The sequence below is a fragment of the Paenibacillus sp. ACRRY genome (assembly GCF_022346995.1).
In the GTDB taxonomy this organism is placed as follows: domain Bacteria; phylum Bacillota; class Bacilli; order Paenibacillales; family Paenibacillaceae; genus Paenibacillus.
In genome coordinates this window covers 209,060-230,829 of the sequence record NZ_JAKRNM010000003.1, presented here as the reverse complement: position 1 = coordinate 230,829, position 21,770 = coordinate 209,060, and the positions used below count along the sequence as shown (strand labels likewise).

The following is a 21,770-nucleotide window of genomic DNA, read 5'->3' as shown; positions in this document are numbered from 1 at the left end:
CCCTTTCTTCCTTACAATAAGGACATGTTTTATAAGCGAATATTGCGGGGGAGATGCGATGAAAAGAACCGGAATGAAGAGATCTCTGGACCGCCTTGGACGAATTGTCCTTCCCAAAGAAATGCGGGATACGATGGAAATCCATATCGGCGATCCGCTTGAGTTTTTCATTGAAGGGAAAGAGTTGATTTTGAGAAAGTACAAATCAACATTGTGTGTGTTTTGCGGTGATATGGATACGGATATGTATTTCAAAGAGCAATTCATCTGCCGGACGTGTGCTGTTCAATTAAAACACCCGGATGACACTCCCGAATGGTTCGTTCCTCAGAACAAACAGGCTCCTGCAGCCGTGGAGCGTCCTGCTTCCGATTCCGCCAAAGTCTCGTCTCCCACATGGGATGAGGGAACTGTACCTGCCAGCACTGAGTATCCTGACCTGCGGCCCAAGACGGCTCGCATGCTGCAACAGATGAAAGAAATTGTTGAACAGAATCCTGGTTTGGCTCAGCAGCAGATTGCGGAAAAGCTTGGTATTAGCCAAGGACGCGTCTCCCAATTAAAGAAATTGCTATAATACGATTTCATTTTATTATTTATAATCAGGAGATCTTCCCGATGAGGAAGTCCTACTGCAAGAGAACCCTGTGAATGTATGGGTTCTTCTTTTTTTATCCGTTTATCGATATGGAGGAGAGTCGCATGAACAACATGCTGTATTTATCCCAGTTTAATCTGATGTCCAGTCTGTCCGAAGCGGATCTTGCAGAAATGGACAGCATGACATCCATCACCACCCTGTCCAAAAATACATTGATCCAGACCCCTGATACATTTGGCGAAGGCTTTTATTTTGTGAAAAGGGGTGCCATCCGTCTCTATACGCTAAATTCAGAAGGAAAGCAGTTCACACTCGATATTCTGAAAGAAGGCAACGTGTTTGGAGAAATGGACGGTATCTCGCTTGGTACACGTGCGATGTATATCGAAACGATGGAGGAATCCGACATTTGCCTGATGAACCGCCAGCGTTTTGACCAGTTCCTGCTTGAACATCCCGCATTCATGATGAACATGATGAAGGTGCTGAGCGAGCGGATTAGAAGCATGAGTGAGCTAACGCAGAAGCTGGCACTCGGTAATCTCCATGACAAAATTATGCACACTCTCTTACGACTAGCCACCCAGATGGGATCGACTGAAGAAGAGAATTACTTCCGAATCCATCTGGCACTGACCCATCAGGAAATTGCCTGGATGGTAGGGGCAAGCCGGGAATCGGTTACTGTTGCACTGCAGGAGCTCTCAAGAGCAGGGAGGATCCGTACTGGCTTCAAGTCTGTATCCCTGCATCGGGATGAAATGACCACCATGCCCGACCCGTCTGTCCACATGTAAGATGCATTACATCTCCAGCCCGCTGCTTTCTGTATCGTGTACGTATAGGACACGTATACAAGGAGGAGCTTAGTCATGCAAGCAAAGGCACACGCAACGATCCCCGAAGATATTCTTCTACGTAAAGGTGCTCGCAAATCGGCGGATATTCCAGAGCATGTTCGCAACCTTCTCCAATCTGGACAGATCGAATCCGTCAACCTCACGGAATGGCTCGCAGTCAATCACATCCTTCTATTCCAGCAAGTCATCCATGATTGGGAAATGATTGAGGATACCCGTGAAACCATTCAACAGTTACAGAAGTTGAATGAGCATCGAATTATGAAGATCATTCCGGTTATAGCTCTTGCTTGGCTTGCCCTCATGGAGCACAAGGATACTGAATATCGGACCCAACTTTTCTATTCCATTGCCCAGCATCGTTCAGACAGCGTTCGCTGCTGGGCAGCTTACATGATTGGTCTGGATTCTCGATTGTCTTTAATTGAAAGGCTGGCGCAGATCCGTCCCTTTGCCGCAGATCCCCACTTCGGTGTGCGCGAAATCGCCTGGATGGCTGTACGTGAGCCGATCATAAACGAGTTACCCCGTGCCCTGGAGCACCTTCTACCCTGGACAGCTGATCCTGATCCGCGAATCAGACGCTTCGCCATTGAATCTATTAGACCCCGCGGCGTATGGGCCAAGCATATTCAGATGCTTAAAGATAACCCGGCCTTAGCTCTTCCCCTGCTGGAACTGGTGAAATCCGATCCGGACAAATATGTACAGGATTCGGTTAGCAACTGGTTGAATGATGCCAGCAAATCGAATCCGGATTGGGTTCGCCAGGTCTGTAACACCTGGCTGCAGATGTCCGATACGAAGGCCACAAGGCGGATTACCACCCGAGCGCAGAGAAGCCTGTGATCCCTTTTTACAATGTAAAGAAATATGAATTAAATGAAGGCATAGCAAAAGAGGGCAACTGTTTTCGCAGCCGCCCTTTTGGTTATTCAATCTATACGTTGGTCTAATAAGTTACGCCTGAATGACTTCCAGGACCTCTTCTTCCTCCAGCTTGCGCATACCGATCACCAGAACGACAATATTGGCAACGAGCAGAACTGCCGGAAGTGCAACTGCCCCGTATTGTCCGTAGATCAGATGACTTCCGAGTGCACCAATCAGAATAAATGTCAGCACACCTGCTGCTACCATGCGGGTACGCGGGATCAATAAGCCTACTGCACTAAGCAGTTCTACTGCGCCGAGCAGATACATCGTCCACTTGGGATACGAGAAGCTCTCGAACGTCTGCACCATCATCTCAGCACCCATCACCTTGTTAAGCCCTGTCATCACAAATACACCTGCAAGCACAACCAGAAAAATATATCCAATAACTTTCATTATGTATGTTCCTCCTGTAACTGATCTAAAGGTTAGATGAAAAGAAAAGCTGGAGCATCTTGCCTGCTGTACGTTGCGAATTCAATTCAAATCTGCAAGATGCTAAATCTATGTCAAAGCCGTCTTGCGACGACTCGGTTTTCAAGCCAACATGCGAACGAATAATGTAGTCCATATCTATCTATTAGGTATTATTGGATACTGACTTACTTTTATGAAGTGAGTATATAATAATAAGATTATTTATTCAAGTAATTTTTTGATAAATGGTGTATAATACATACAAAAGGGTTGTTGCACGGATTCTTGTCGTAACCCTTATGAATGAATGTTTCTTATTTTTCGTCAGAGTGGCGGTAAGCCAGGCACTTTTTTTATATACAATACAGTTAAACCATTCCAACATTGTTATGCGAATTGAGGTGAACACGTTGAAGCTGAGAAAAGCAAAATCACCAAGTCCCTGTTTGATCACACAAGCCATGGACATTATTGGTAAGAAGTGGGTTCTGCTGATCATGTATCAGCTGCTCTCCGGACCCAAGCGTTTCACGGAGCTGGAAGCGGAAATGGCCATTAGCGGCCGTCTGTTATCCGAACGGTTGAAGGAAATGGAGATGGAAGGCATCGTAACCCGTCATATGTATCCTGAAATTCCGCCACGGGTTGAATACGAGCTGACTCCCAAAGGCAAGGCTATTGAGCCGGTGATCAACCAAATTTATGGCTGGTCCTCCGATTGGCTGAAACGATAGCATGGCCGATCGCTACTAATCTAAAACACCAAAAGCCTGAATAGGTGCTGATCTTCTCAGATCAGCTTCCCATTCAGGCTTTTTTCTTAAATCGCAATGGATCATTCAATGAATTAATGCGAGAGATTCTTGATAGGCTTCAGCTGCACCGGCAGACCGGAATCGGCAGATGCCAGCGCCGCTGTTGTAATCTCCTGAGTACGGCAGGCATCCGCGTAATCAGACAGGATCCGCGTACGATCGCCCGTCCGAAGAGCATGAATGAATGCCTCGTTCTCCCGTTCATACGGGTTGTGTCCCGCCGGAATCTCCTGACCTGCCATTGCGTGGGCAGCAGCACTTGGCAGCAGCAGACGGTCCGGTGTCCAATCCCATACTCCCGCTTCCGTGTAGAACTGAAGTCCGGCACCGCCTTCTCCATCGGGCAGCAGGCATGTATTGGCAATGCTCGCAATGGCACCGCTCTCCAGCTTAAGCGTAACATTCGCCACATCTGCCACGGTAACATGATCGTGCTTCTCATGCATCACACGCTGGGCTGCTGCAGCATACACCTCAGTAACTTCTCCTGCACAATATCGGAGCAGATCCACAATATGTGTTGTCTGCTCGACAAACTGCCCTCCGGATCCATCCTGACGGCGCCACCAGGCAACGCCTGGCATCCCACCCATCCATCGTCCAAGTGCCATGCCGATCGTCTGATCCTTCATTGCTCCCCGAAGCACCTGGGCAGCTTCCTGATAGCGGAAGTGATAACCTACCGAAGTAAGCAAATCTGTATTCTTCACCTGATCTAAAATGTTGCGCGGAATATCCATTCCTGTGCTTAGTGGCTTCTCCACAAGGAAAGGAATGCCGCGACGAATCAGTTCCGATTCAATCGAACCATGTGACATTGGCGGAACGCAGATGTAAACTGCATCCAGCTTCTCCCCATCCAGCATATGTTCAAGCTCGCTGTAGCCAGCTGCATCGTACACGGAAGCCATGGCCTCAGCTTTCTCCAAGGTGGTCCCGAGCACACTTGCCACACGGACACCTTCCATTCGTGCCAAAATATCTGCATGTACTTTGCTGAACCAGCCTGTTCCAATGATGCCGATCTGTAACGTCATGGATGTAATCCCCTCTCTTTGTTACGCGCTTACATGTTCCATTCGACCCCCGAATACGAAATCCTGCATTATATTTTGCCAGATGCCCCCAATATCAGCCGGTCCAGCTCTTGTTCATACCCTGTTCTCTGCTCATCCGTCCAGCATAGCCGATCATTCATGTATTGGATAACTGCCGACTTATACTGACGCACCTCGTCAATTCGGAAAAATAAATCACCTGTTCGTCGCACAAGGAAGTCTGCTGGGGTTACGGCCATTTCTTCCTCAATTGCATAATTCAGCATAAGCAGCAGTTCCTGAGGCATGCCATGCAGCTCGGCCTTGGCCCGTGGATCAGGCATCCGATCATAAAGGGCATCCACATTGGATCCATAGGTACGAGCCAGCCGCTCTGCAGCTTGCCGATTAAGTCCGAGTGCCACCCCATCCTTAATCTTGCGCTCTATATAAACAGAGTACCCTGCTGAGCCACCCACGTCCCCACCGGAAATCGGCATCTTCTTCGTTATGCATGGCCCGATCAATTTCCCTGTTTCCTGCTTCAGCTCCCTGGCTGCCAGATCAACGACCATTTCAGCCATTTTGCGATACCCGGTCAGTTTGCCCCCCGCAATGGTGATCAGTCCGGAGGGAGAGACCCACACTTCATCCTTGCGTGAGATTTCAGAGGGACTCTTGCCTTCCTCATGAATTAATGGACGTATGCCAGCCCAGCCCGATTCCACATCTTCGGCACGAATCTGGATATCTGGAAACATGCCATTTACCGCATCGATCACATAATCCCGATCTGCTTCAGAGATCAGAGGATACGCCGGGTCATCTTGGAAAACAGTATCGGTGGTACCCACGTATGTTTTGCCATCACGCGGAACCGCGAAAACCATTCGCCCATCAGGCGTATCAAAATATACAGCTTGCCGAAGAGGAAACCTTGATCCGTTGAACACCAAATGAATGCCTTTGGTCATTTGCAGCGTCTTGCCCTGCCTTGAACCGTCTACCTTGCGGAGCTCATCCACCCATGGACCCGAAGCATTGATTACCTTGCTTGCCCTTAATTGAACACTTTGGCCTGTGATCTGGTCTGTGGCCTGAATGCCAATGATCTTTCCGTTTTCCTTCACAAACCCGTCTGCTTTTACATAATTCACAGCTTGGGCTCCACGCTTCACCGCTTCTTTCATTACTTCGATGGTAAGCCGTGCATCATCCGTACGGTATTCCACATATAACCCGCCACCCAGCAGTCCCTCTCTGCGCAGCAAAGGTTCGCTGTCCGAGACAGCTCCAGCGTTCAGCATCGTACGGCGTTCGCTGCGCTTCACACCCGCGAGCCGGTCATACACCATCAAACCAATGGATGTGCTGAAGCGCCCAAATGTACCTCCCGTATAGATGGGCAGGAGCATCGGTTCCGGTGTCGTCACATGAGGTCCATTTTCATAAACAATTGCCCGTTCGCGTCCTACCTCAGCCACCATTTTCACTTCAAACTGCTTCAGATATCGTAGACCTCCGTGGACCAGTTTGGTTGAACGGCTGGACGTACCCGCTGCAAAATCCTGCATTTCAACCAGCGCGGTCTTCAGTCCGCGGGACGCTGCATCAAGGGCAATGCCTGCTCCAGTGATCCCTCCGCCTATAATCAATATGTCAAAATGTGCATTCGCCATGGATTGGAGATATTCCCCGCGTAGCGCTGCCGAGAAAGGTGAAGTCATCGGTATGCCTCCCATTCATTGCCTTTATTTTTGCTAATCCATCTTCAAAAAAGAACAAAAAAAGACCACGTCATTCGCTGCAGCAATTGCTGAGCGGTACGTGGTCTCTCCCGATCTCCAGACATCATTTTTTAACTTGTGCCTTAATCCTATCACACATTTTGAGCGGCGTGAAGGCCTGAAATGACACATTATTCAAAAAAATTTCAAAAAATTGTTCTGCCCAAGGGCGTAATTTCAAACTGATCCACTAACCTCTTTATTTTCCTAATAGTGGATATCTGTATTTCGTCCCCCAGGAAAATATCCCCTGTAAGTTATGCATCATTTTCCACCAGGAATTATCATCTATTGCATTTATTTAACGAAAAAGTACAAATGTCTATATCTTCATAATCCTACTTATTTAAAGGCCATCGCAGCCTTCACTGCTCGCTGCCAACCCGCGTACAGATCATTTCTGGTATCCTCATCCATCAGCGGATTGAATACGCGCTCCGTGTTCTCATGATCCTTCAGTTCATCGGCACTTTCCCAGTATCCGACAGCAAGACCTGCCAAATAAGCCGCCCCCAGAGCCGTTGTCTCGTTCACCGTTGGGCGCTCAACCGGAATGCCCAGAATGTCGCTCTGGAATTGCATCAGAAAGTCATTGGCCGCTGCGCCTCCATCGACCCGTAAAGAATGAACGTCAATGCCCGAGTCGGATTCCATAGCTGCCAGGACATCCTTGGTTTGATACGCCAGCGCTTCAAGCGTCGCACGAATAAAATGTTCCTTCGTGGTGCCGCGTGTCAGGCCGAATACGGCACCCTTCACCTCGCTGTCCCAGTACGGACTACCTAGCCCCACGAAGGCCGGTACCATATACACACCATCTGTGGAGGGTACCCGTGCAGCATAATCCTCACTATCCTTGGAGGAACGAAGCATCCTTAATCCGTCACGAAGCCACTGAATGGCAGAGCCTGCCACAAAAATGCTGCCTTCAAGTGCATACTCCACCTTGCCGTTAACACCCCAAGCAATCGTTGTGATCAGTCCATGGTCCGACTTTACCGGATCTTTCCCGGTATTCATGAGCATGAAGCATCCGGTACCATAGGTGTTTTTCATACTACCCTTGTGATAACATCCCTGACCGAACAGGGCTGCCTGCTGATCGCCTGCTGCGCCAGCAATGGGAACCCGGTGGCCGAAGAAATGATAATCCATCGTGTGCGCATACACTTCAGAGGAGCCCCGCACTTCCGGCAGCATCGCTTTTGGAATATCGAGAATATCCAGAAGTTCGTCATCCCATTGCAGATCATAGATGTTGTACATCAATGTACGGGAGGCATTGGATACGTCCGTTACATGTGTACCTCCACTGAGCTTCCAGATCAGCCAGCTGTCGATCGTGCCAAATAGTAATTCTCCCTGCTCCGCCCGTTCACGTGCTCCTGGCACATGGTCCAGAATCCACTTGACTTTCGTACCGGAAAAATAGGGATCAATCAGCAGTCCTGTTTTTTCCCGAAAAAGGTCTGCCAGTCCCTTCGTCTTCAGCTCATCACAGATATCAGCAGTTTGTCTCGACTGCCAGACTACAGCATTATAGATGGGGCGGCCCGTTTCCTTGTCCCATACCACAACCGTCTCGCGCTGGTTCGTAATCCCGATGCCGGCAATCTGGGCAGGCTTAACCCCGCTCTCTGCCAAGCATGAAGCCATAACCGCTAGAATGGAGCTCCAGATTTCATTTGCATTCTGCTCGACCCAGCCCGGCTTGGGGAAATACTGGGGAAACTCCTGCTGGGCAATATGTACAATCTCCCCATTGTGGTTAAACAGAATGGCCCGTGAACTCGTGGTCCCCTGATCAAGAGCCATAATATACTTTTCCATATCGCAACCTCCTGTAAACATAGTGCATCATTCGATATCTCAGGTGCCTGATTGACAGATGCAATGATTGTTAGTTAATGCTCTTGTTTCGGCTCTGTAAGCGATTCCCCAAAATGTCGGATCAGGTCAAAATTGGACGTGGTCACCGCTGTTGCACCGGCCTGCAGTGCCAGCTCAACCTCTTTGGCAGACCTGATCAGTCCTCCGGCAATAATGGGAATCCCCGTCCGTTCCGCTACCTCGGTAATAATATGCGGAATAACGCCAGGAAGCACTTCAATATAATCCGGCTGTGTCTTCGCCAGCAGTTGATAACTTTTCTCCAACGCATTCGTATCCAGTAGAAACACCCGCTGAATTGCGGTGATCCCCTTTTGTTTCGCCTTTTGAATCACTGTCGCCCGTGTAGAGATCAATCCCGCCGGACGAATATGCTGACACAAATATTCTGCCGCGTACTCATCGTTCTTCAGTCCTTGAACCAGATCGGCATGCAGCAGGATTTTCTTGCTTCGCCGCCTTGCCTCATCCAGCAAGCTCTCCAGCTGGGCAATGTGGGTATCCAGCAAAACCCCATAGGTGTAAGGGCCATCAATAATCGCTTCGAACTGCTTCATGCTCTTGGCAGCGGGTAACATGCTCTGTCCCTCAAATGGCACCATCGTTCCTCCTGCATCATTCAGATTGCCTATATTGTATAATCCGCATGGTAGATCGGCAAGCAGGGCCAGGTACCGGAAGGAAAGCTCGATAGAGTCCAATGCTCTGTATTAAACACAAAAAAGCCGTTGTCGTACACTCCCGAAGAAGTGGACAACAACAGCCAACCTTTGTCAATTGTACTACAAGGCACTTTCACCGAAATCGATGCTGCTTAACACACAAGGGTACAACCCTTAAGCCTGCGCATGGGGAAGCAGTACATCTGCCTCGGCCCAGCCATCGTTCTCAGCCAAGTGACCCGAACGACTTACCTTCGTCTGCAGGTATTTCTCATTGAACGCCGAGCGATCGCCCCACAGCGGAACACGTCCGCCCACATTCAGTCCCGCTTCCTGCAGTGCAGCCAGCTTCCGTGGATTATTGGTGATCAACGTAACAGGTGCAGAACGCAGTGTACGCAATACAGAAATAGCATCATCATAGTTACGAGCATCATCCGTAAAACCAAGCTGAAGGTTGGCATCTACGGTATCCAGACCTTCCTCTTGCAGAATGTACGCCATCGCTTTGCTGAACAGACCAATCCCGCGACCTTCATGGTTCGCCAGATAGAACAAGGCTCCCGCTCCATGGGCTGCAATCATTTTCATGGATTGCTCCAGCTGGAAGCCGCAATCACAGCGTTTGCTGCCAAAAATATCGCCTGTATGACAGATGCTGTGCATCCGGATCAGCGCTTCCTGTGCTTCGGCAAAATCGCCGTATACGAGCACACTTGATTGCTGACGTTCTGCAAGTTCAGCAGTAGCCAGGGATTCAATCAGCTCACCGCTCTCCATGACCTTATCCGATTTCAGCCAGCTGTACCACTGAAATGTACGCGTCTCTCCATCCAGATTGACTGGGAGCTTAATCGGTCCAACCAGGTATATGAACTCTTTTCCACTCGGAAAAGTCTGGATTTTGGGGGCAAGCAGTTGAATAATATGTGAATTAATCATAATGTTTCGTTCCTCCTGTTAAGCCATTTGATATACTGATTCGTTCGTATCCAGACTGAAAAAAGATCACTGGACGGTTATAGTACGTATCTATATTATTGTCATCGTCATTAGTTACTTTATGTAAGCAAGTTTAAAATAAAAATTTTATTGTGTCAAGTAAGTTTTGTTTCTAAAGTAACTAATAAATTAGGATACGAAACCGACACAAATTTGTGTTTCATTTTCGGAATATTGGGTATGAGTTTATAAACTGCTCATAGAATGATGTTGTAGTCCAAAGTACTTCATGCCTCAAACTTAACGATGAGGGGGTTGTGCACATGATCCGCCGGAAAAGAACCTGCTGGACAGCCATCATGATGATCTGCGTCCTGCTTATAAGCGGATGCTCCATCTGGCCGGGACAAGACGATTCTGCGAACAACAAAAAGGTAGCGCTTACACTATGGTACTGGAACCGTTCCATTGATGATAAGCTGATTGCCAAGGCCAGGGAACAGTTCCCCAATATCGAACTGACTGCCCAGAAGATCGGCGGTGACTTCAAAGCGAAGCTCAAGACAACGCTGGCTGCCAAATCAGGCGAGCCCGATATTGTTGCCCTAAACGACTGGATCATGGAACTCTTCCCCAGTGAAGACCGTTTTTATAATCTGTATGATCTTGGCGCAGGGGACGTCGAAGACCAGTACCTGGAATGGAAATGGAAGCAGGGTGTAACACCAAGCGGACAGATGATTGGATTCCCAATGGATACGGGGCCGACAGCTCTCTTTTATAGGGCTGACCTCTTCAAGGAGGCCGGACTTCCATCTGAGCCGGAAGATGTGACCCGTCAGCTGAACAGCTGGGAGGCATACGCCGCAGCAGGCGAACAGATCAAGGAGAAACTTGGGGGCAAGGTATTTCTGACCGATAACATTGGAAGCGTTTACAATCAAGTGTTGTCCCAAGGAGCTGAGCGCTACTTCCGCCCGAATGGTTCTTTTATCGGCATGGATTCTCCTCTGGTACGAACAAGCTGGGATACCGCCATTGATTTCAAGCAAAAGGGATTGCTGGCGAATGCCGATGGTTGGACTCCTGGCTGGAATGCAGCGATGAACAATGGGGAAATTGCATCCTTCGTGGGTGCCGTCTGGATGAAGCAGGTGCTGCAGGAAGCTGCGCCAGATACATCGGGTAAATGGCGAGTAGCCCGTGCTCCAGGAGGAGACGGCAATAATGGCGGTTCGTTCCTGTCCATTCTGAAGTCCAGCGAGCATCCTCAGGAAGCCTTCGAGCTGGTGCGCTGGCTGCAGAGTCCGGAAAATCAGCTGGAGCAGTATCAGACGTTGAACCTCTTCCCTTCCGCACCGGGTGTGTTCGACTCACCGGCAATGAAAGAAGAGGAACCCTTCTTCGGCGGACAGGCGACAGGGCCTGTATTTGCCGAATCGGCACAGCATGTTCCAGATGCCTTTTTTGGTGAACGTTACCCATCGGTACACAACATTATTACCCGGCGCCTGAATGATGTCGCGAAGCAAAATGCCGATCCCGAGCAGGTCTGGACCGATACCGTACACCGCGTTGAGCGGGAACTCCAGCGTTGACCTGAAGAACGTGTGTGTTCGATATCCGCATAAGGAGGAATTCATATGGCTGTAACCGAACCCCATCTCACTCCCGAACCCGGAGCTGTGCGTCCGGACCTGGATCGGAAGAAATCTCTCCTGTCCCAAATTTGGGAACATCGTGCCCTATATGCTGCGATCTCGCCTTTTTATATTCTCTTTGCCGTGTTTGGCCTGTTCCCCATTGGCTTCTCATTGTACCTGGCCTTCCATAAGTGGGACGGTATTGGCGTAATGACCTACAATGGGCTGAACAATTTTAAATACATGCTGACAGATGCCGAGTTCTGGCAGGCTGTGGGCAATACATTCATGATCTGGATATACTCGACCATTCCCATGCTGTTCTTTGCTCTTATTGTCGCCTTTTTGCTGCATGCGCCGTTCGTGAAGTTCCGTACACTGTTTCGGGTCGGTTACTTCCTGCCAAACGTTACATCCATCGTAGCCGTGGCGATCATCTTTGGTGCACTGTTTGCTAACAACTATGGCTTTCTCAACTATATCCTGCAGTCGGTCGGGCTTCCGGTCGTGGAATGGCTTAATGCACCTTGGGGTATTAAAGTGGCGATCTCCTCCATGGTCGTCTGGCGCTGGACCGGGTACAACGCAGTCATTTATCTGGCCGGACTTCAGAGTATACCGCAGACCTTGTATGAGGCAGCCAAAATTGACGGCGCATCCGGTATACAGTCCTTTTTCCGGATTACAATTCCAATGCTGCGCCCTGTAATTCTGTTCACGGTGATTACATCAACGATTGGCGGCATGCAGCTGTTCACCGAACCTCAGATCCTCGTAGGCAACGACGGCGGTGCAGGCGCAGCCGGGATGACCATTGTTCTGTACCTTTACCGTGAATCGTTTATCAACAATTACTTCGGATATGGTGCAGCGGTGGGGTGGGGCATGTTCCTCATTATCGCCCTGTTCTCCATCGTGAACTGGAAGCTTGTTCAAGGCAAGTCATCCTGATGTGACAAGGGGGGAGCGCTCATGACGTCCAAATACCTCAAATCGCTGGTATTGTATACCGGTCTTATCGGGGGCATGCTCATTTCCATGTTCCCGTTCTATTGGCTGATTGTAATGTCCACCCGGACAACGTCCGACATCTATGCATTTCCGCCCCAGCTCTGGTTCGGCGGCGAACTGTGGAATAATATCAGCCGGGTGCTGCAGCAGATCGACTTCTGGGGTGCATTTGTCAATACACTGTTTGTATCCGGCATGGTGACCGTGCTCGTGCTGTTCTTCGATTCATTAGCAGGTTTTGCGTTCGCGAAGTTTGAATTTCCGGGCAAAAAGTGGCTCTTCGTCCTGCTGCTCGCCACCATGATGGTGCCTTCCCAGCTGTCGCTCGTGCCTTCCTTCGTGCTCATGGCGACGTTCGGTTGGGTCGGTTCCTTCAAGGCCCTGATTATTCCGGGCATGGTGAATGCCTTCGGCATTTTCTGGATTCGCCAGTATGCCACGGAGTCCATCCCGAATGACCTGCTCGATGCAGGCCGGATCGACGGCTGTAATTTCTTCCGTCTCTATTGGAATGTGGCGTTGCCGATCCTGCGACCTGCGTTTGCGTTTCTCGGTGCATTTACCTTTATCGGAGTGTGGAACGACTATCTGTGGCCGCTCATTGTCCTGACAGATGAACGGAAATACACATTGCAGATTGCCCTCTCACAGTTAAACGGACTGTACAATACGGATTACGCGATGGTTATCGCTGGTACACTGCTGGCTGTTATTCCGCTCATTATTATGTTCCTGTTCATCAGCCGCCAGTTCATTTCGGACATTGCCGCAGGAGCGGTGAAAGATTAAGACTCGGCATTTTGATCCATCCCTCAAGTCTGATATTCTTATCTAAAGATAAATACCAGATGCTCCAGAGAAAGGGATGACAAAATGGCTTCTTCACCCTATATGATTGGCGTAGATATCGGCACCACATCCACCAAGGCCGTATTGTTCGAACAAAACGGTTCCATTGTGGCTCAGGGTGGTGCCGATTATCCGCTGTATACCCCAACTCCTGCGATTGCTGAGCAGGATGCGGACGATATTTTCCAAGCCGTTGTAGAATCCGTTAAGCAGGCGACCTCCAAGGCAGGTGTCAAACCGGATGAGATCCTGTTTGTATCGTTCAGCTCGGCAATGCACAGCATCCTGCCTGTTGACGGGCAAGGCAAACCGCTCATGCGTGCCATGACGTGGGCAGACAATCGCAGCGCGGAATGGACCGAAGCTCTCAAAACTGAAATGAACGGTCATGAAATCTATCTGAGAACAGGAACGCCCATTCATCCGATGTCACCGCTGACCAAAATCATGTGGCTGACCCGGGAACAGCCGGAGCTGTTCAAGCAAACTCATAAATTTATCTCCATGAAAGAATACGTGTTCCTCAAGCTGTTCAATGAATACGTGATTGATCACTCCATGGCGTCTGCCACCGGAATGATGAATCTGGAGAAGCTGGACTGGGATGAGGAAGCCCTGCATGTGGCAGGAATTAAACCAGGCCATTTATCCCGGCTTGTGCCGACCACTCATGTGCTCAAGCAAGGTCTGAACCCGGAGTATGCCAAGGAAATGGGCATTGCAGACACGACGCCATTTGTCATCGGGGCAAGTGACGGTGTGCTCTCCAATCTTGGCGTAAACGCAATTGATCCTGGTGTGGTGGCAGTGACCATCGGCACCAGCGGAGCCATTCGTACGGTCGTGGACAAACCGGTTACCGATCCGAAAGGACGCTTCTTCTGTTATGCGCTCACTGAGGATGCGTGGGTGATTGGCGGGCCCGTTAATAATGGCGGAGTCATTTTCCGCTGGATTCGGGACGAGTTTGCAGCTTCTGAGGTAGAGACAGCGAAGCGGCTGGGCATTGACCCTTATGAAGTGCTCACACGTGTTGCTGAAAATGTACCGCCAGGATCGGAGGGTCTGCTCTTCCATCCGTATATGACAGGTGAGCGGGCTCCGCTCTGGAATCCGAATGCCCGCGGCTCGTTCTTCGGTCTGACGCTTCATCATAAGAAGGAGCACATGATCCGCGCAGCTTTGGAAGGTGTACTGTTCAATCTGTATACGGTCATGCTGGCTATTGAGGAGAAGATCGGCCGTCCTACCAAGATTCAGGCAACGGGCGGCTTCGCCCGCTCCGAATTATGGCGGCAGATGATGGCTGATATTTTCGACCAGGATGTGATTATTCCCGAAAGTATTGAGAGCTCCTGCCTTGGCGCAGCCGTGCTTGGCTTGTACGCACTAGGTCGTATTGATTCCCTGAGTGCGGTATCCGGCATGATCGGATCCACACATCGCCATCAGCCTGACCCGGATCATGTCCGCATCTACCGGGAATTGCTGCCGATCTTCATCCGGATCTCCCGCAAATTTGAAGAAGAGTATGCGGATATCGCTGCTTTTCAAAATAAAACAATGCATCAGAAATAAATTGCAGAAAAACAGGCGCCCTTTCATGGGCACCTGTTTTTTTACTACTTATAAAAGCATTACTGATTATATTTACTGAATGCATCCTTGTCGTCCTGCACATTTTCCAGATACATAATCTGTCCCTCATCATTCAGGCGAGCGATATCAATCCCTGTCTTGGCATATACCTTGCCATCAGCAGCTTGTCCACACACGGCCCAGTTCGTCTGATAGCTGCCGTCCGGCTGCAGCACCCACCCGTCCCACATATGTTTGACGTCCATGTTGTACTCGTAGAATGCTTTCATAAAACCTTCAAATCCTCTTCTGCTGGTTCCGTTTAACACAATCTCAGCATCCGGTGTAAACAGGGACAGCAAATCCTCCATCGCACGTGCATCCGTACGGGAAGCGTCAAATAAACGAAAATAGTTGTTTAATAAGGTAGTCATGATGTTCCTCCTGATGGTCATAAACCGTTTTGAATTACAGTTCGAATAATTTCGAACTATTGAATAGAAATGTATCACACGACCAGTCTCCTTACAACCCTCAGTTCGAAAAAAATCAAACATTGAAAGAGACGTTTTAATATGCTACCGTCATAGATATGAAAACACCTACGATTCCCATGACTTCGAAAATGGAGTTTACCACGGTCTGCAATGCACTCGGTGATCCGGTGCGCATGAAGATTGCACACTGCCTGGCCAGCTCCGGCGAGAAAAACTGTTCCGCCTTCGAAGTAGACCATATTTCCAAATCAACGTTGTCCCACCACATCAAAATTTTGCGTGAAGCGGGCCTGATCCAGCCACGTATTGAAGGCAAACAGCATTTTTACTCTTTGCGAAAGGATGATCTAAACAGCCGTTTTCCCGGTCTTGTAGAATTAATATTGAATACGACAGGAGGTTAATTGCATTGTTGGATAAAAAAGCGGCAAAAATACTGCTGAGCACATTCTGGGGAGGTGGCGGCTGGAAGACAGAACGTGCACCGTTCTCCGGGGATGATTTTGAATATGCTAAGAGCAAGCATGTGATGTTCGATCCGCAGACCACCACCCACGACGAGATTGTCCGGCGTCTGCATGAAATGCATCAAGACATCACCTTGAAGGACAGGGTCGTATCGGCTTTTCTGCATAGCCTGTCTACCAAAAAAGTTTATTTGCGCAGTGCGCTCTCCAGTTGGGCACTCACCTCACGTTTACCTCTGCACACCTATGCGGAACGGCCTGCGCTTCATGCCAACACTAGTGCATGCGGGGATTGCAATTACCTGCGGTTACAGTCGGACAAGCAGTATGTGAACATGGATCTAAACGTCCTGAATTTTGAGCGGATCAAATGGGGCGGGGTCCGTCATGGATGGCTGCTCTACTGTCTGATGGATCTGGAGCTGCTGCTTCTTGATAACGATTCAAGCTACGAGGTAACCTTGGAAGACAAGGCCATCCTTGAACAGCTTCTCGCAGCCAGCCAGACTGGTGATCCCAAGGATAGTGCCCGCCCGCTTGAAAAGCTATGGAAAGGTCTGCTCCCTTCGAGTAAACAGGAACGAGATGCCTTGCTTGAAATCTGGGCTGCTGCTGGACTGCTGGTTCCTGGCGATACGCCGAGAAAAGGCAAGGGTGGCTCCGGCGACTTTGTCTTTGCCGCTACCTGGCAAGGTGATGACGGCTATAATGCGGAAACAGCAAACCATCTTTTTGGTTCTTATTTGCAATAAATGTTCTGAACTTTGGCTTTCTGCCAACATGTGTGAACATGCAGGTTACAATAATGACATCGACAGATTTCCGCTCTAGCTCGTATAATAGGGGAAAAATGGTAGATGGGAGTGAATCAAGCAATTTTATGGTATACATAATGGCCTTTTTGCTGTCTTTTGTTGTCGTGCTTCTGCTCATTCCTCCGCTTAGCCGACTGGCCCACCGCCTTGATTTTGTGGACAAGCCACGGGAGGACGTAGAGCGTAAGCTGCACAGGCAGCCCATTCCGCTGACGGCGAGTTACGCGATATTTACTGGATTCTTCCTGACATACATTGCTTTTACGAAGCAGTTGTCCATGGAGACGGCCGCACTGGTTGCAGGCGGCATGCTTCTGTTAACGATTGGTACCATTGACGACTGGTACAAAACGAAGGGCAAAGACTTTCCCGCCCTGCCCAAAATGATCATTCAGATTTCTGCGGCCGTGCTTGTATTTGCTTCCGGCATTGCATTCACCGGGTTTGTTAACCCGCTGACTTCGGAATACGTCATGCTTCCGTTCTGGCTGCAGTTCATTCTGACGATCCTGTGGATCTTCGGCGTAACCACCGTCATTAACTTCTCGGATGGCATGGACGGGCTTGCTGGTGGATTGTCAGCGATCTCGGCAGTCACGCTGTTTGTCGTTGCCCTGGCCAAAGGTCAAAGCGATTCGGCACTCATGTCCATCGTGCTTGTCGGTGTAACGCTTGGGTACCTGAAATACAACAAACCTCCAGCCAAGGTATTTATGGGCGATGCCGGAGCGACATTTCTCGGTTTCATTCTGGCTGTCATTGCCCTTGACGGGGCATTCAAGCAAGCGACCATGCTGTCGCTATTCATCCCGATTCTGGCCCTTGGTGTACCGATCTTCGACAATATCTTTGTCGTTATCAAACGTTTCATTCAAGGCAAAGCCATCTATCAGGCCGATGCAAGCCAGGCCCATTACCGCCTCCTGCGTGCAGGGCTGAACCATAAGCAGGTGGTTGGTGTCTTGTATCTCATCAGTACCTGCCTCTGTCTCTCCTCCATCATTCTCATGTTGGTGGAAATGTAGGGACAGGCGACATTGCTCCATACAGGTAAAAAAAGACGGGTCCGTGAATCCACGGGCTCGTCTTTTTGCTGATATGACCCTTCCATCAGCTTTATAACTTGGAGTAAGTCTTCTCTTTTCTTCCGATCAGTGTTATTCAGACCCCAACCTTCCAAGCCCACAACACTTACCTGGAAGCTGCCGGCGGCAAGGGGAGCCCCGGATTCTGCCAATCTGTCCATCCTGGCCGGTCAAGTTCGACGAGGCGACGATAGCGCTCTTCCCGAGCCAGCAGTTGTTCATGAGAACCCTGCATGGCAATCTGTCCATTTTCCATAAAAATGACCTCGTCCATCTGTTCAGCACCAATGAGATGATGGGTAACCCAGATCATCGTTTTGCCCTGCATGCTGTCCAGAATGGTGCGCATCAGTGCGCGTTCCGTCACAGGATCAAGTCCCACTGTAGGTTCATCGAAGATGACGACAGGTGTCTCCCGCAGCAGTACCCTGGCCAGGGCGATCCGCTGTCGTTCGCCACCCGAAAAACGCATGCCCGTCTCCAGCATCGGGGTATTGTACCCCTGCGGCAGAGATTCGATAAGGCCGGACAAACCGACTTGTTCGGCCACACGTCTGATCTCCTCATCCGTTGCGCGTGGACGGCCAATCCTCAGATTGTTCGCGACCGTCGTATCGAAAAGATGCGGATGCTGATTTAACACCGCAATCACATCAGGTACATCCTCCCCCAGCATCTGCACAGGCTGATCATTGATCAGAACTTCCCCGGCTGAAGGGAGCAGAGCACCCTGAATCAGTTTGAGCAGTGTGGATTTGCCTCCACCACTGCGCCCGAGAATCGCTAACCGTTTGCCCTGGGGCAGATGGAGAGATACACCCTGCACCGCATAGGAATCTTCCGAAGCATAGCGGTAACTTACATGATCCATTCGAATATCCGCTCTCAGATTCGGAGGAATACGCAGACGAATGCGTTGATCCCGTGAATGATTCGTCATCTCCGCTGACACAGAAGGCGCTTCAGCCGCCTGCACCGTTCCATCACTGCCTGACGTGGCACCTGAAGTATGTCCCTTACCCTCCAGATGCTGCAATCGATCCAGTGATTCACGGTACTGGGGGATACGCTCCACCGCATCGGATACTGGCAGTAAAGCTTCCGTGAGTGGGAACAGAACCAATACAAATGCCGCGATCATAACGGCGGGCAGCTGTCCTGCGGCAACCTCGCTTCCTGCCCACAATGTCACGGACACCACCATCAGTCCAATGACACATTGTGCAATCAGATCACGCCAGCGCGTCCATCTTCGCAGGCTGCGCCGAACGGAATCTGCCCGTTCCTCCCCCTCCTCCTGATAACGAACGAACTCCGCCGCCCGGCCACTTGCCAGCCAGTCTCCAAGGCCAAGTACACCGTCGGTAAGACGCGTATATAGGTGGCTGTTCTCCTTTTTCAACCGCACTTGTTGTTTCCATGTAATCTTTAACGTAATGGCTGGCAGCAACCCAATAAGGAATAACAGGTACAGCCCCATCCCCAATGCAAAACCCAAATCCACGGTACCAAAAGAAATAACTGCTGCACCGTACAGAATCAGTGCCGTGCTGGCTGGAAAGACCGTACGCAGATAAATATCCTGCAGCCGCTCGACATCCTCTGCAAGTGCACCGAGCACATCCCCCGTTTGCATCCGTGAGCGTAGAAACAGGGCTTGGGGCTCTAAGATCCGATACAGCTTCACCCGTTGATCTGCAAGTACACGCAGTACAGCATCATGACCAGCCAGACGCTCGACATACCGAAACACCGCGCGGAAAATTCCGAACGCACGAACACCCACAATCGGTACATATACCATCAGAATGTTTTCAGGACGGAGCGCAGACTTGGAGATCAGGAACCCTGAAGTAAAGAGCAGCAGCACGGCACAGCATGCAGCACATGTTCCCAGTGCAATAACTCCGGCAAATCTCCAGCGGTACTGTACCACGTAAGGAGAAATCCAGCTGCTCTTCACACGCCCGTTACGGGCCGTTTCTATCTGCTCATGTTCAGCTTCCATGTTATACCGCCTCCATCTGGGCCCGAATCATCTGGTAATATACGCCCTGTCTTGCAAGTAACTCTTCATGTGTTCCCGTCTCGGCAACCGTCCCGCCGTCCATCACGATGATGCGATCCATATGCGTCATCCAGTGCAGGCGATGCGTAGCCAAAAATACCAGTTTGTCTTCAAAACACGGCAGCATCGTCTGTTTCAGCTCATACTCGGTCTCTACATCCAGATGTGCGGTTGGCTCGTCCAGTAGCAGTACCGGCCGTGCACTGAGCAAGGCCCTGGCCAAGGCTACCCGTTGCTCCTGCCCACCGCTGAGCTGTCTACCACCGGCTCCAATTCGCTCATACAGTCCATTGGGCAAGGAAGAGACCAGCTGGTTCAAGCCTGCTGCGTTAACTGCCTCTGCGACCTCCGCATCCAATGCTTCCGGCATATAAAAGCGGACGTTATCAGCAAGGGTCCCACTGAATATATACGGATGCTGCGGGATGGCAGCCGTTTGTGTTCTCCAGGATTCCATCATCTCCGGGGACACGGGCTGACCGTTCACCAACACTCGTCCTGAAGTGGGCAGTTGAAAACCAGCCAGTACGTCGATCAACGTTGACTTCCCTGCACCGCTTGCACCGATGATACCAACCTTGATCATACCGGAAATCTGAAAGGTGACATCCTCCAGCGAGTTGGCCCCGTCCTCTTCATGACGCACTTGGATATCGGTAAGCGCCAGCCGGCTGCCCTTGTTCCAGAGCAGCTTCGATGAATCTGAAGACACTTGTCCGGTAGTGCCATCATCACGCAATACAACACGTATGGTCGAGGGATGTTTACGGTCGGAAGAAGACTGCTCTACAGGACTCTTTCCGTCCGTCCCTGCCTGCGTCTGAAGAACAGTAGTGGTATATGCCTCCCACTGTCTCTGTTCAGCTGCCTTCCCCCGCTCAATCATCTGAACAATTGCTTCTCCGGCTTCCTTGCCATCCAATGTGGCGTGATAATCTGCACCCACCATACGTACAGGCAGGAAATACTCCGGTGCCAGAATAAGTACCGTCAGCGCCGGACCGAGCAGCATCTGCCCCTCCGTTAACCGCAAGCCGAGACCAACTGCGACTGAGGCAACCGAGAGCATGGTGAAGAAGTCCAGCGCGAAGGAAGACAAAAAGGCCATGCGCAGCGTAGACATCGTTGCTTTTCGGTAGCGCTGGCTGACTCGAATAATCGTATCCGTATGCTTGCCGCTCTGGCCCAGCGTTTTTAGCGTTTCGAGTCCGCGAAGCGTATCTACAAAGTGATTGGCCAGTGCCTTGTATGACTTGAATTGTCCATCAATCTTGCGCTGTGCGGCAAGACCGACCAGAATCATGAACACAATCAATATGGGAAGGGTCACCGTCAAAATAACACCGGACATGATATCCAGCTTGAACACATACAAGAGAATAACGATGGGAGTAAACCCCATGCCCAACATGCGGGGGATAAAAAGCTCCAGATACGTCTTATACTGGGCTGTTCCTTCGCGTGCCAACGTGACCAGATGCCCTGTTCCTTCCGTTTTGGCAAAACGCGGGCCAAGCCTGAACCACTGCTCTATCATTTGCCTGCGCAGGTCTGTTCCCGTTTTCTCTGCATATCGTAAGGCCACCAGCTGCAACCAGAAGGCAATCGCATACCGGGCAGCAAAGGCAGCCAGGAACAGCAGCAGTACAGGGTACTGCTCTGCGATGGATGACCCTTCGAACAACGCCGTTATCGCCTCGGCAAGCCATTTGGCCTGCATAATGATCGTCATCGCCTGCAGCAGCACCAGCGCTGAAGCCAGCGCCAGTACAGGCCGGATCCCCGGCAGCTTCAGCAATCCCCGTCCCAT

The 21,770-nt window shown here is 50.3% G+C and carries 20 protein-coding genes; 11 read left to right on the top strand and 9 right to left on the bottom strand.

Annotated elements, in window-relative coordinates:
* Positions 1 to 58 precede the first annotated feature (58 nt).
* The 3 genes from MH144_RS14610 (at position 59) to MH144_RS14600 (ending at position 2,310) form a co-directional block, all read left to right on the top strand.
* Entirely contained in the window at positions 59 to 577 is a 519-nt protein-coding gene (locus MH144_RS14610; RefSeq protein ID WP_095360117.1) for an AbrB/MazE/SpoVT family DNA-binding domain-containing protein, read from the top strand.
* Positions 578 to 702: 125 nt separating this feature from the next.
* Complete coding sequence (locus MH144_RS14605) at positions 703 to 1,398, top strand: Crp/Fnr family transcriptional regulator (protein WP_239301429.1); 696 nt, start codon at positions 703 to 705, stop codon at positions 1,396 to 1,398.
* 75 nt (positions 1,399 to 1,473) lie between these two features.
* Positions 1,474 to 2,310, top strand: coding sequence for a DNA alkylation repair protein (locus MH144_RS14600; protein ID WP_239301427.1), 837 nt, complete (start codon positions 1,474 to 1,476; stop codon positions 2,308 to 2,310).
* Positions 2,311 to 2,421: 111 nt separating this feature from the next.
* Here the strand turns inward: MH144_RS14600 and MH144_RS14595 are convergent, their stop codons facing one another.
* Positions 2,422 to 2,793 carry a DoxX family protein gene (locus MH144_RS14595; protein ID WP_239301425.1) on the bottom strand — a complete coding sequence of 124 codons (372 nt, stop codon included), beginning with the start codon at positions 2,791 to 2,793 and terminating at the stop codon, positions 2,422 to 2,424.
* A gap of 482 nt (positions 2,794 to 3,275) precedes the next feature.
* Here MH144_RS14595 and MH144_RS14590 point away from each other — a divergent pair, with 482 nt between their 5' ends.
* On the top strand, positions 3,276 to 3,548 hold the full coding sequence (locus MH144_RS14590; RefSeq protein ID WP_236146850.1) for a winged helix-turn-helix transcriptional regulator: 273 nt from the start codon (positions 3,276 to 3,278) through the stop codon (positions 3,546 to 3,548).
* Between the two features lie 113 nt (positions 3,549 to 3,661).
* Here the strand turns inward: MH144_RS14590 and MH144_RS14585 are convergent, their stop codons facing one another.
* The 5 genes from MH144_RS14585 to MH144_RS14565 all read right to left on the bottom strand — a co-directional run bounded on the left by MH144_RS14585 (position 3,662) and on the right by MH144_RS14565 (position 9,947).
* Complete coding sequence (locus MH144_RS14585; RefSeq protein WP_239301423.1) at positions 3,662 to 4,666, bottom strand: Gfo/Idh/MocA family protein; 1,005 nt, start codon at positions 4,664 to 4,666, stop codon at positions 3,662 to 3,664.
* A gap of 68 nt (positions 4,667 to 4,734) precedes the next feature.
* Positions 4,735 to 6,393, bottom strand: coding sequence for a glycerol-3-phosphate dehydrogenase/oxidase (locus MH144_RS14580; protein ID WP_275440114.1), 1,659 nt, complete (start codon positions 6,391 to 6,393; stop codon positions 4,735 to 4,737).
* A 402-nt stretch (positions 6,394 to 6,795) separates the two neighbouring features.
* Positions 6,796 to 8,283 carry a glycerol kinase GlpK gene (glpK, locus tag MH144_RS14575; protein WP_239301421.1) on the bottom strand — a complete coding sequence of 496 codons (1,488 nt, stop codon included), beginning with the start codon at positions 8,281 to 8,283 and terminating at the stop codon, positions 6,796 to 6,798.
* 74 nt (positions 8,284 to 8,357) lie between these two features.
* Positions 8,358 to 8,942, bottom strand: coding sequence for a glycerol-3-phosphate responsive antiterminator (locus MH144_RS14570; protein WP_343226065.1), 585 nt, complete (start codon positions 8,940 to 8,942; stop codon positions 8,358 to 8,360).
* 237 nt (positions 8,943 to 9,179) lie between these two features.
* Entirely contained in the window at positions 9,180 to 9,947 is a 768-nt protein-coding gene (locus tag MH144_RS14565) for a GTP cyclohydrolase II (protein WP_239301410.1), read from the bottom strand.
* 323 nt (positions 9,948 to 10,270) lie between these two features.
* On the opposite strand from MH144_RS14565, the gene MH144_RS14560 reads away from it, so the two are divergent.
* From MH144_RS14560 to gntK, 4 genes are all read left to right on the top strand, one after another.
* Positions 10,271 to 11,545 carry an ABC transporter substrate-binding protein gene (locus MH144_RS14560; RefSeq protein WP_239301408.1) on the top strand — a complete coding sequence of 425 codons (1,275 nt, stop codon included), beginning with the start codon at positions 10,271 to 10,273 and terminating at the stop codon, positions 11,543 to 11,545.
* Between the two features lie 45 nt (positions 11,546 to 11,590).
* A complete protein-coding gene (locus tag MH144_RS14555; RefSeq protein WP_239301406.1) occupies positions 11,591 to 12,541 on the top strand; it encodes a carbohydrate ABC transporter permease in 951 nt (316 codons plus the stop codon).
* Positions 12,542 to 12,562: 21 nt separating this feature from the next.
* Positions 12,563 to 13,390 carry a carbohydrate ABC transporter permease gene (locus tag MH144_RS14550; RefSeq protein ID WP_095290931.1) on the top strand — a complete coding sequence of 276 codons (828 nt, stop codon included), beginning with the start codon at positions 12,563 to 12,565 and terminating at the stop codon, positions 13,388 to 13,390.
* An 84-nt stretch (positions 13,391 to 13,474) separates the two neighbouring features.
* A complete protein-coding gene (gntK, locus tag MH144_RS14545; protein ID WP_239301404.1) occupies positions 13,475 to 15,028 on the top strand; it encodes a gluconokinase in 1,554 nt (517 codons plus the stop codon).
* Positions 15,029 to 15,087: 59 nt separating this feature from the next.
* Here gntK and MH144_RS14540 read toward each other — a convergent pair whose 3' ends face one another.
* Positions 15,088 to 15,462, bottom strand: a complete 375-nt coding sequence (locus MH144_RS14540; RefSeq protein ID WP_239301391.1) for a nuclear transport factor 2 family protein — start codon at positions 15,460 to 15,462, stop codon at positions 15,088 to 15,090.
* Between the two features lie 158 nt (positions 15,463 to 15,620).
* Between MH144_RS14540 and MH144_RS14535 the strand changes: the two genes are divergently transcribed.
* The 3 genes from MH144_RS14535 to MH144_RS14525 all read left to right on the top strand — a co-directional run bounded on the left by MH144_RS14535 (position 15,621) and on the right by MH144_RS14525 (position 17,832).
* Positions 15,621 to 15,929, top strand: a complete 309-nt coding sequence (locus MH144_RS14535) for an ArsR/SmtB family transcription factor (protein WP_239301389.1) — start codon at positions 15,621 to 15,623, stop codon at positions 15,927 to 15,929.
* Between the two features lie 8 nt (positions 15,930 to 15,937).
* The gene (locus tag MH144_RS14530; protein WP_239302243.1) at positions 15,938 to 16,744 is read left to right on the top strand and encodes a hypothetical protein; all 807 of its coding nucleotides are present in this window, start codon (positions 15,938 to 15,940) and stop codon (positions 16,742 to 16,744) included.
* 128 nt (positions 16,745 to 16,872) lie between these two features.
* On the top strand, positions 16,873 to 17,832 hold the full coding sequence (locus tag MH144_RS14525) for an MraY family glycosyltransferase (RefSeq protein ID WP_095360332.1): 960 nt from the start codon (positions 16,873 to 16,875) through the stop codon (positions 17,830 to 17,832).
* A 166-nt stretch (positions 17,833 to 17,998) separates the two neighbouring features.
* Here MH144_RS14525 and cydC read toward each other — a convergent pair whose 3' ends face one another.
* On the bottom strand, positions 17,999 to 19,900 hold the full coding sequence (gene cydC, locus MH144_RS14520; protein ID WP_239301379.1) for a thiol reductant ABC exporter subunit CydC: 1,902 nt from the start codon (positions 19,898 to 19,900) through the stop codon (positions 17,999 to 18,001).
* A 1-nt stretch (position 19,901) separates the two neighbouring features.
* Complete coding sequence (gene cydD / locus MH144_RS14515) at positions 19,902 to 21,770, bottom strand: thiol reductant ABC exporter subunit CydD (RefSeq protein WP_239301372.1); 1,869 nt, start codon at positions 21,768 to 21,770, stop codon at positions 19,902 to 19,904.

Coding starts and splice junctions, on each gene's coding strand:
- MH144_RS14610 (WP_095360117.1), top strand. CDS start 59: ATGAAAAGAACCGGAATGAAGAGATCTCTGGACCGCCTTGGACGAATT.
- MH144_RS14605 (WP_239301429.1), top strand. CDS start 703: ATGAACAACATGCTGTATTTATCCCAGTTTAATCTGATGTCCAGTCTG.
- MH144_RS14600 (WP_239301427.1), top strand. CDS start 1,474: ATGCAAGCAAAGGCACACGCAACGATCCCCGAAGATATTCTTCTACGT.
- MH144_RS14595 (WP_239301425.1), bottom strand. CDS start 2,793: ATGAAAGTTATTGGATATATTTTTCTGGTTGTGCTTGCAGGTGTATTT.
- MH144_RS14590 (WP_236146850.1), top strand. CDS start 3,276: ATGGACATTATTGGTAAGAAGTGGGTTCTGCTGATCATGTATCAGCTG.
- MH144_RS14585 (WP_239301423.1), bottom strand. CDS start 4,666: ATGACGTTACAGATCGGCATCATTGGAACAGGCTGGTTCAGCAAAGTA.
- MH144_RS14580 (WP_275440114.1), bottom strand. CDS start 6,393: ATGACTTCACCTTTCTCGGCAGCGCTACGCGGGGAATATCTCCAATCC.
- glpK (WP_239301421.1), bottom strand. CDS start 8,283: ATGGAAAAGTATATTATGGCTCTTGATCAGGGGACCACGAGTTCACGG.
- MH144_RS14565 (WP_239301410.1), bottom strand. CDS start 9,947: ATGATTAATTCACATATTATTCAACTGCTTGCCCCCAAAATCCAGACT.
- MH144_RS14560 (WP_239301408.1), top strand. CDS start 10,271: ATGATCCGCCGGAAAAGAACCTGCTGGACAGCCATCATGATGATCTGC.
- MH144_RS14555 (WP_239301406.1), top strand. CDS start 11,591: ATGGCTGTAACCGAACCCCATCTCACTCCCGAACCCGGAGCTGTGCGT.
- MH144_RS14550 (WP_095290931.1), top strand. CDS start 12,563: ATGACGTCCAAATACCTCAAATCGCTGGTATTGTATACCGGTCTTATC.
- gntK (WP_239301404.1), top strand. CDS start 13,475: ATGGCTTCTTCACCCTATATGATTGGCGTAGATATCGGCACCACATCC.
- MH144_RS14540 (WP_239301391.1), bottom strand. CDS start 15,462: ATGACTACCTTATTAAACAACTATTTTCGTTTATTTGACGCTTCCCGT.
- MH144_RS14535 (WP_239301389.1), top strand. CDS start 15,621: ATGAAAACACCTACGATTCCCATGACTTCGAAAATGGAGTTTACCACG.
- MH144_RS14525 (WP_095360332.1), top strand. CDS start 16,873: ATGGTATACATAATGGCCTTTTTGCTGTCTTTTGTTGTCGTGCTTCTG.
- cydC (WP_239301379.1), bottom strand. CDS start 19,900: ATGGAAGCTGAACATGAGCAGATAGAAACGGCCCGTAACGGGCGTGTG.
- cydD (WP_239301372.1), bottom strand. CDS start 21,770: ATGGGACGGGGATTGCTGAAGCTGCCGGGGATCCGGCCTGTACTGGCG.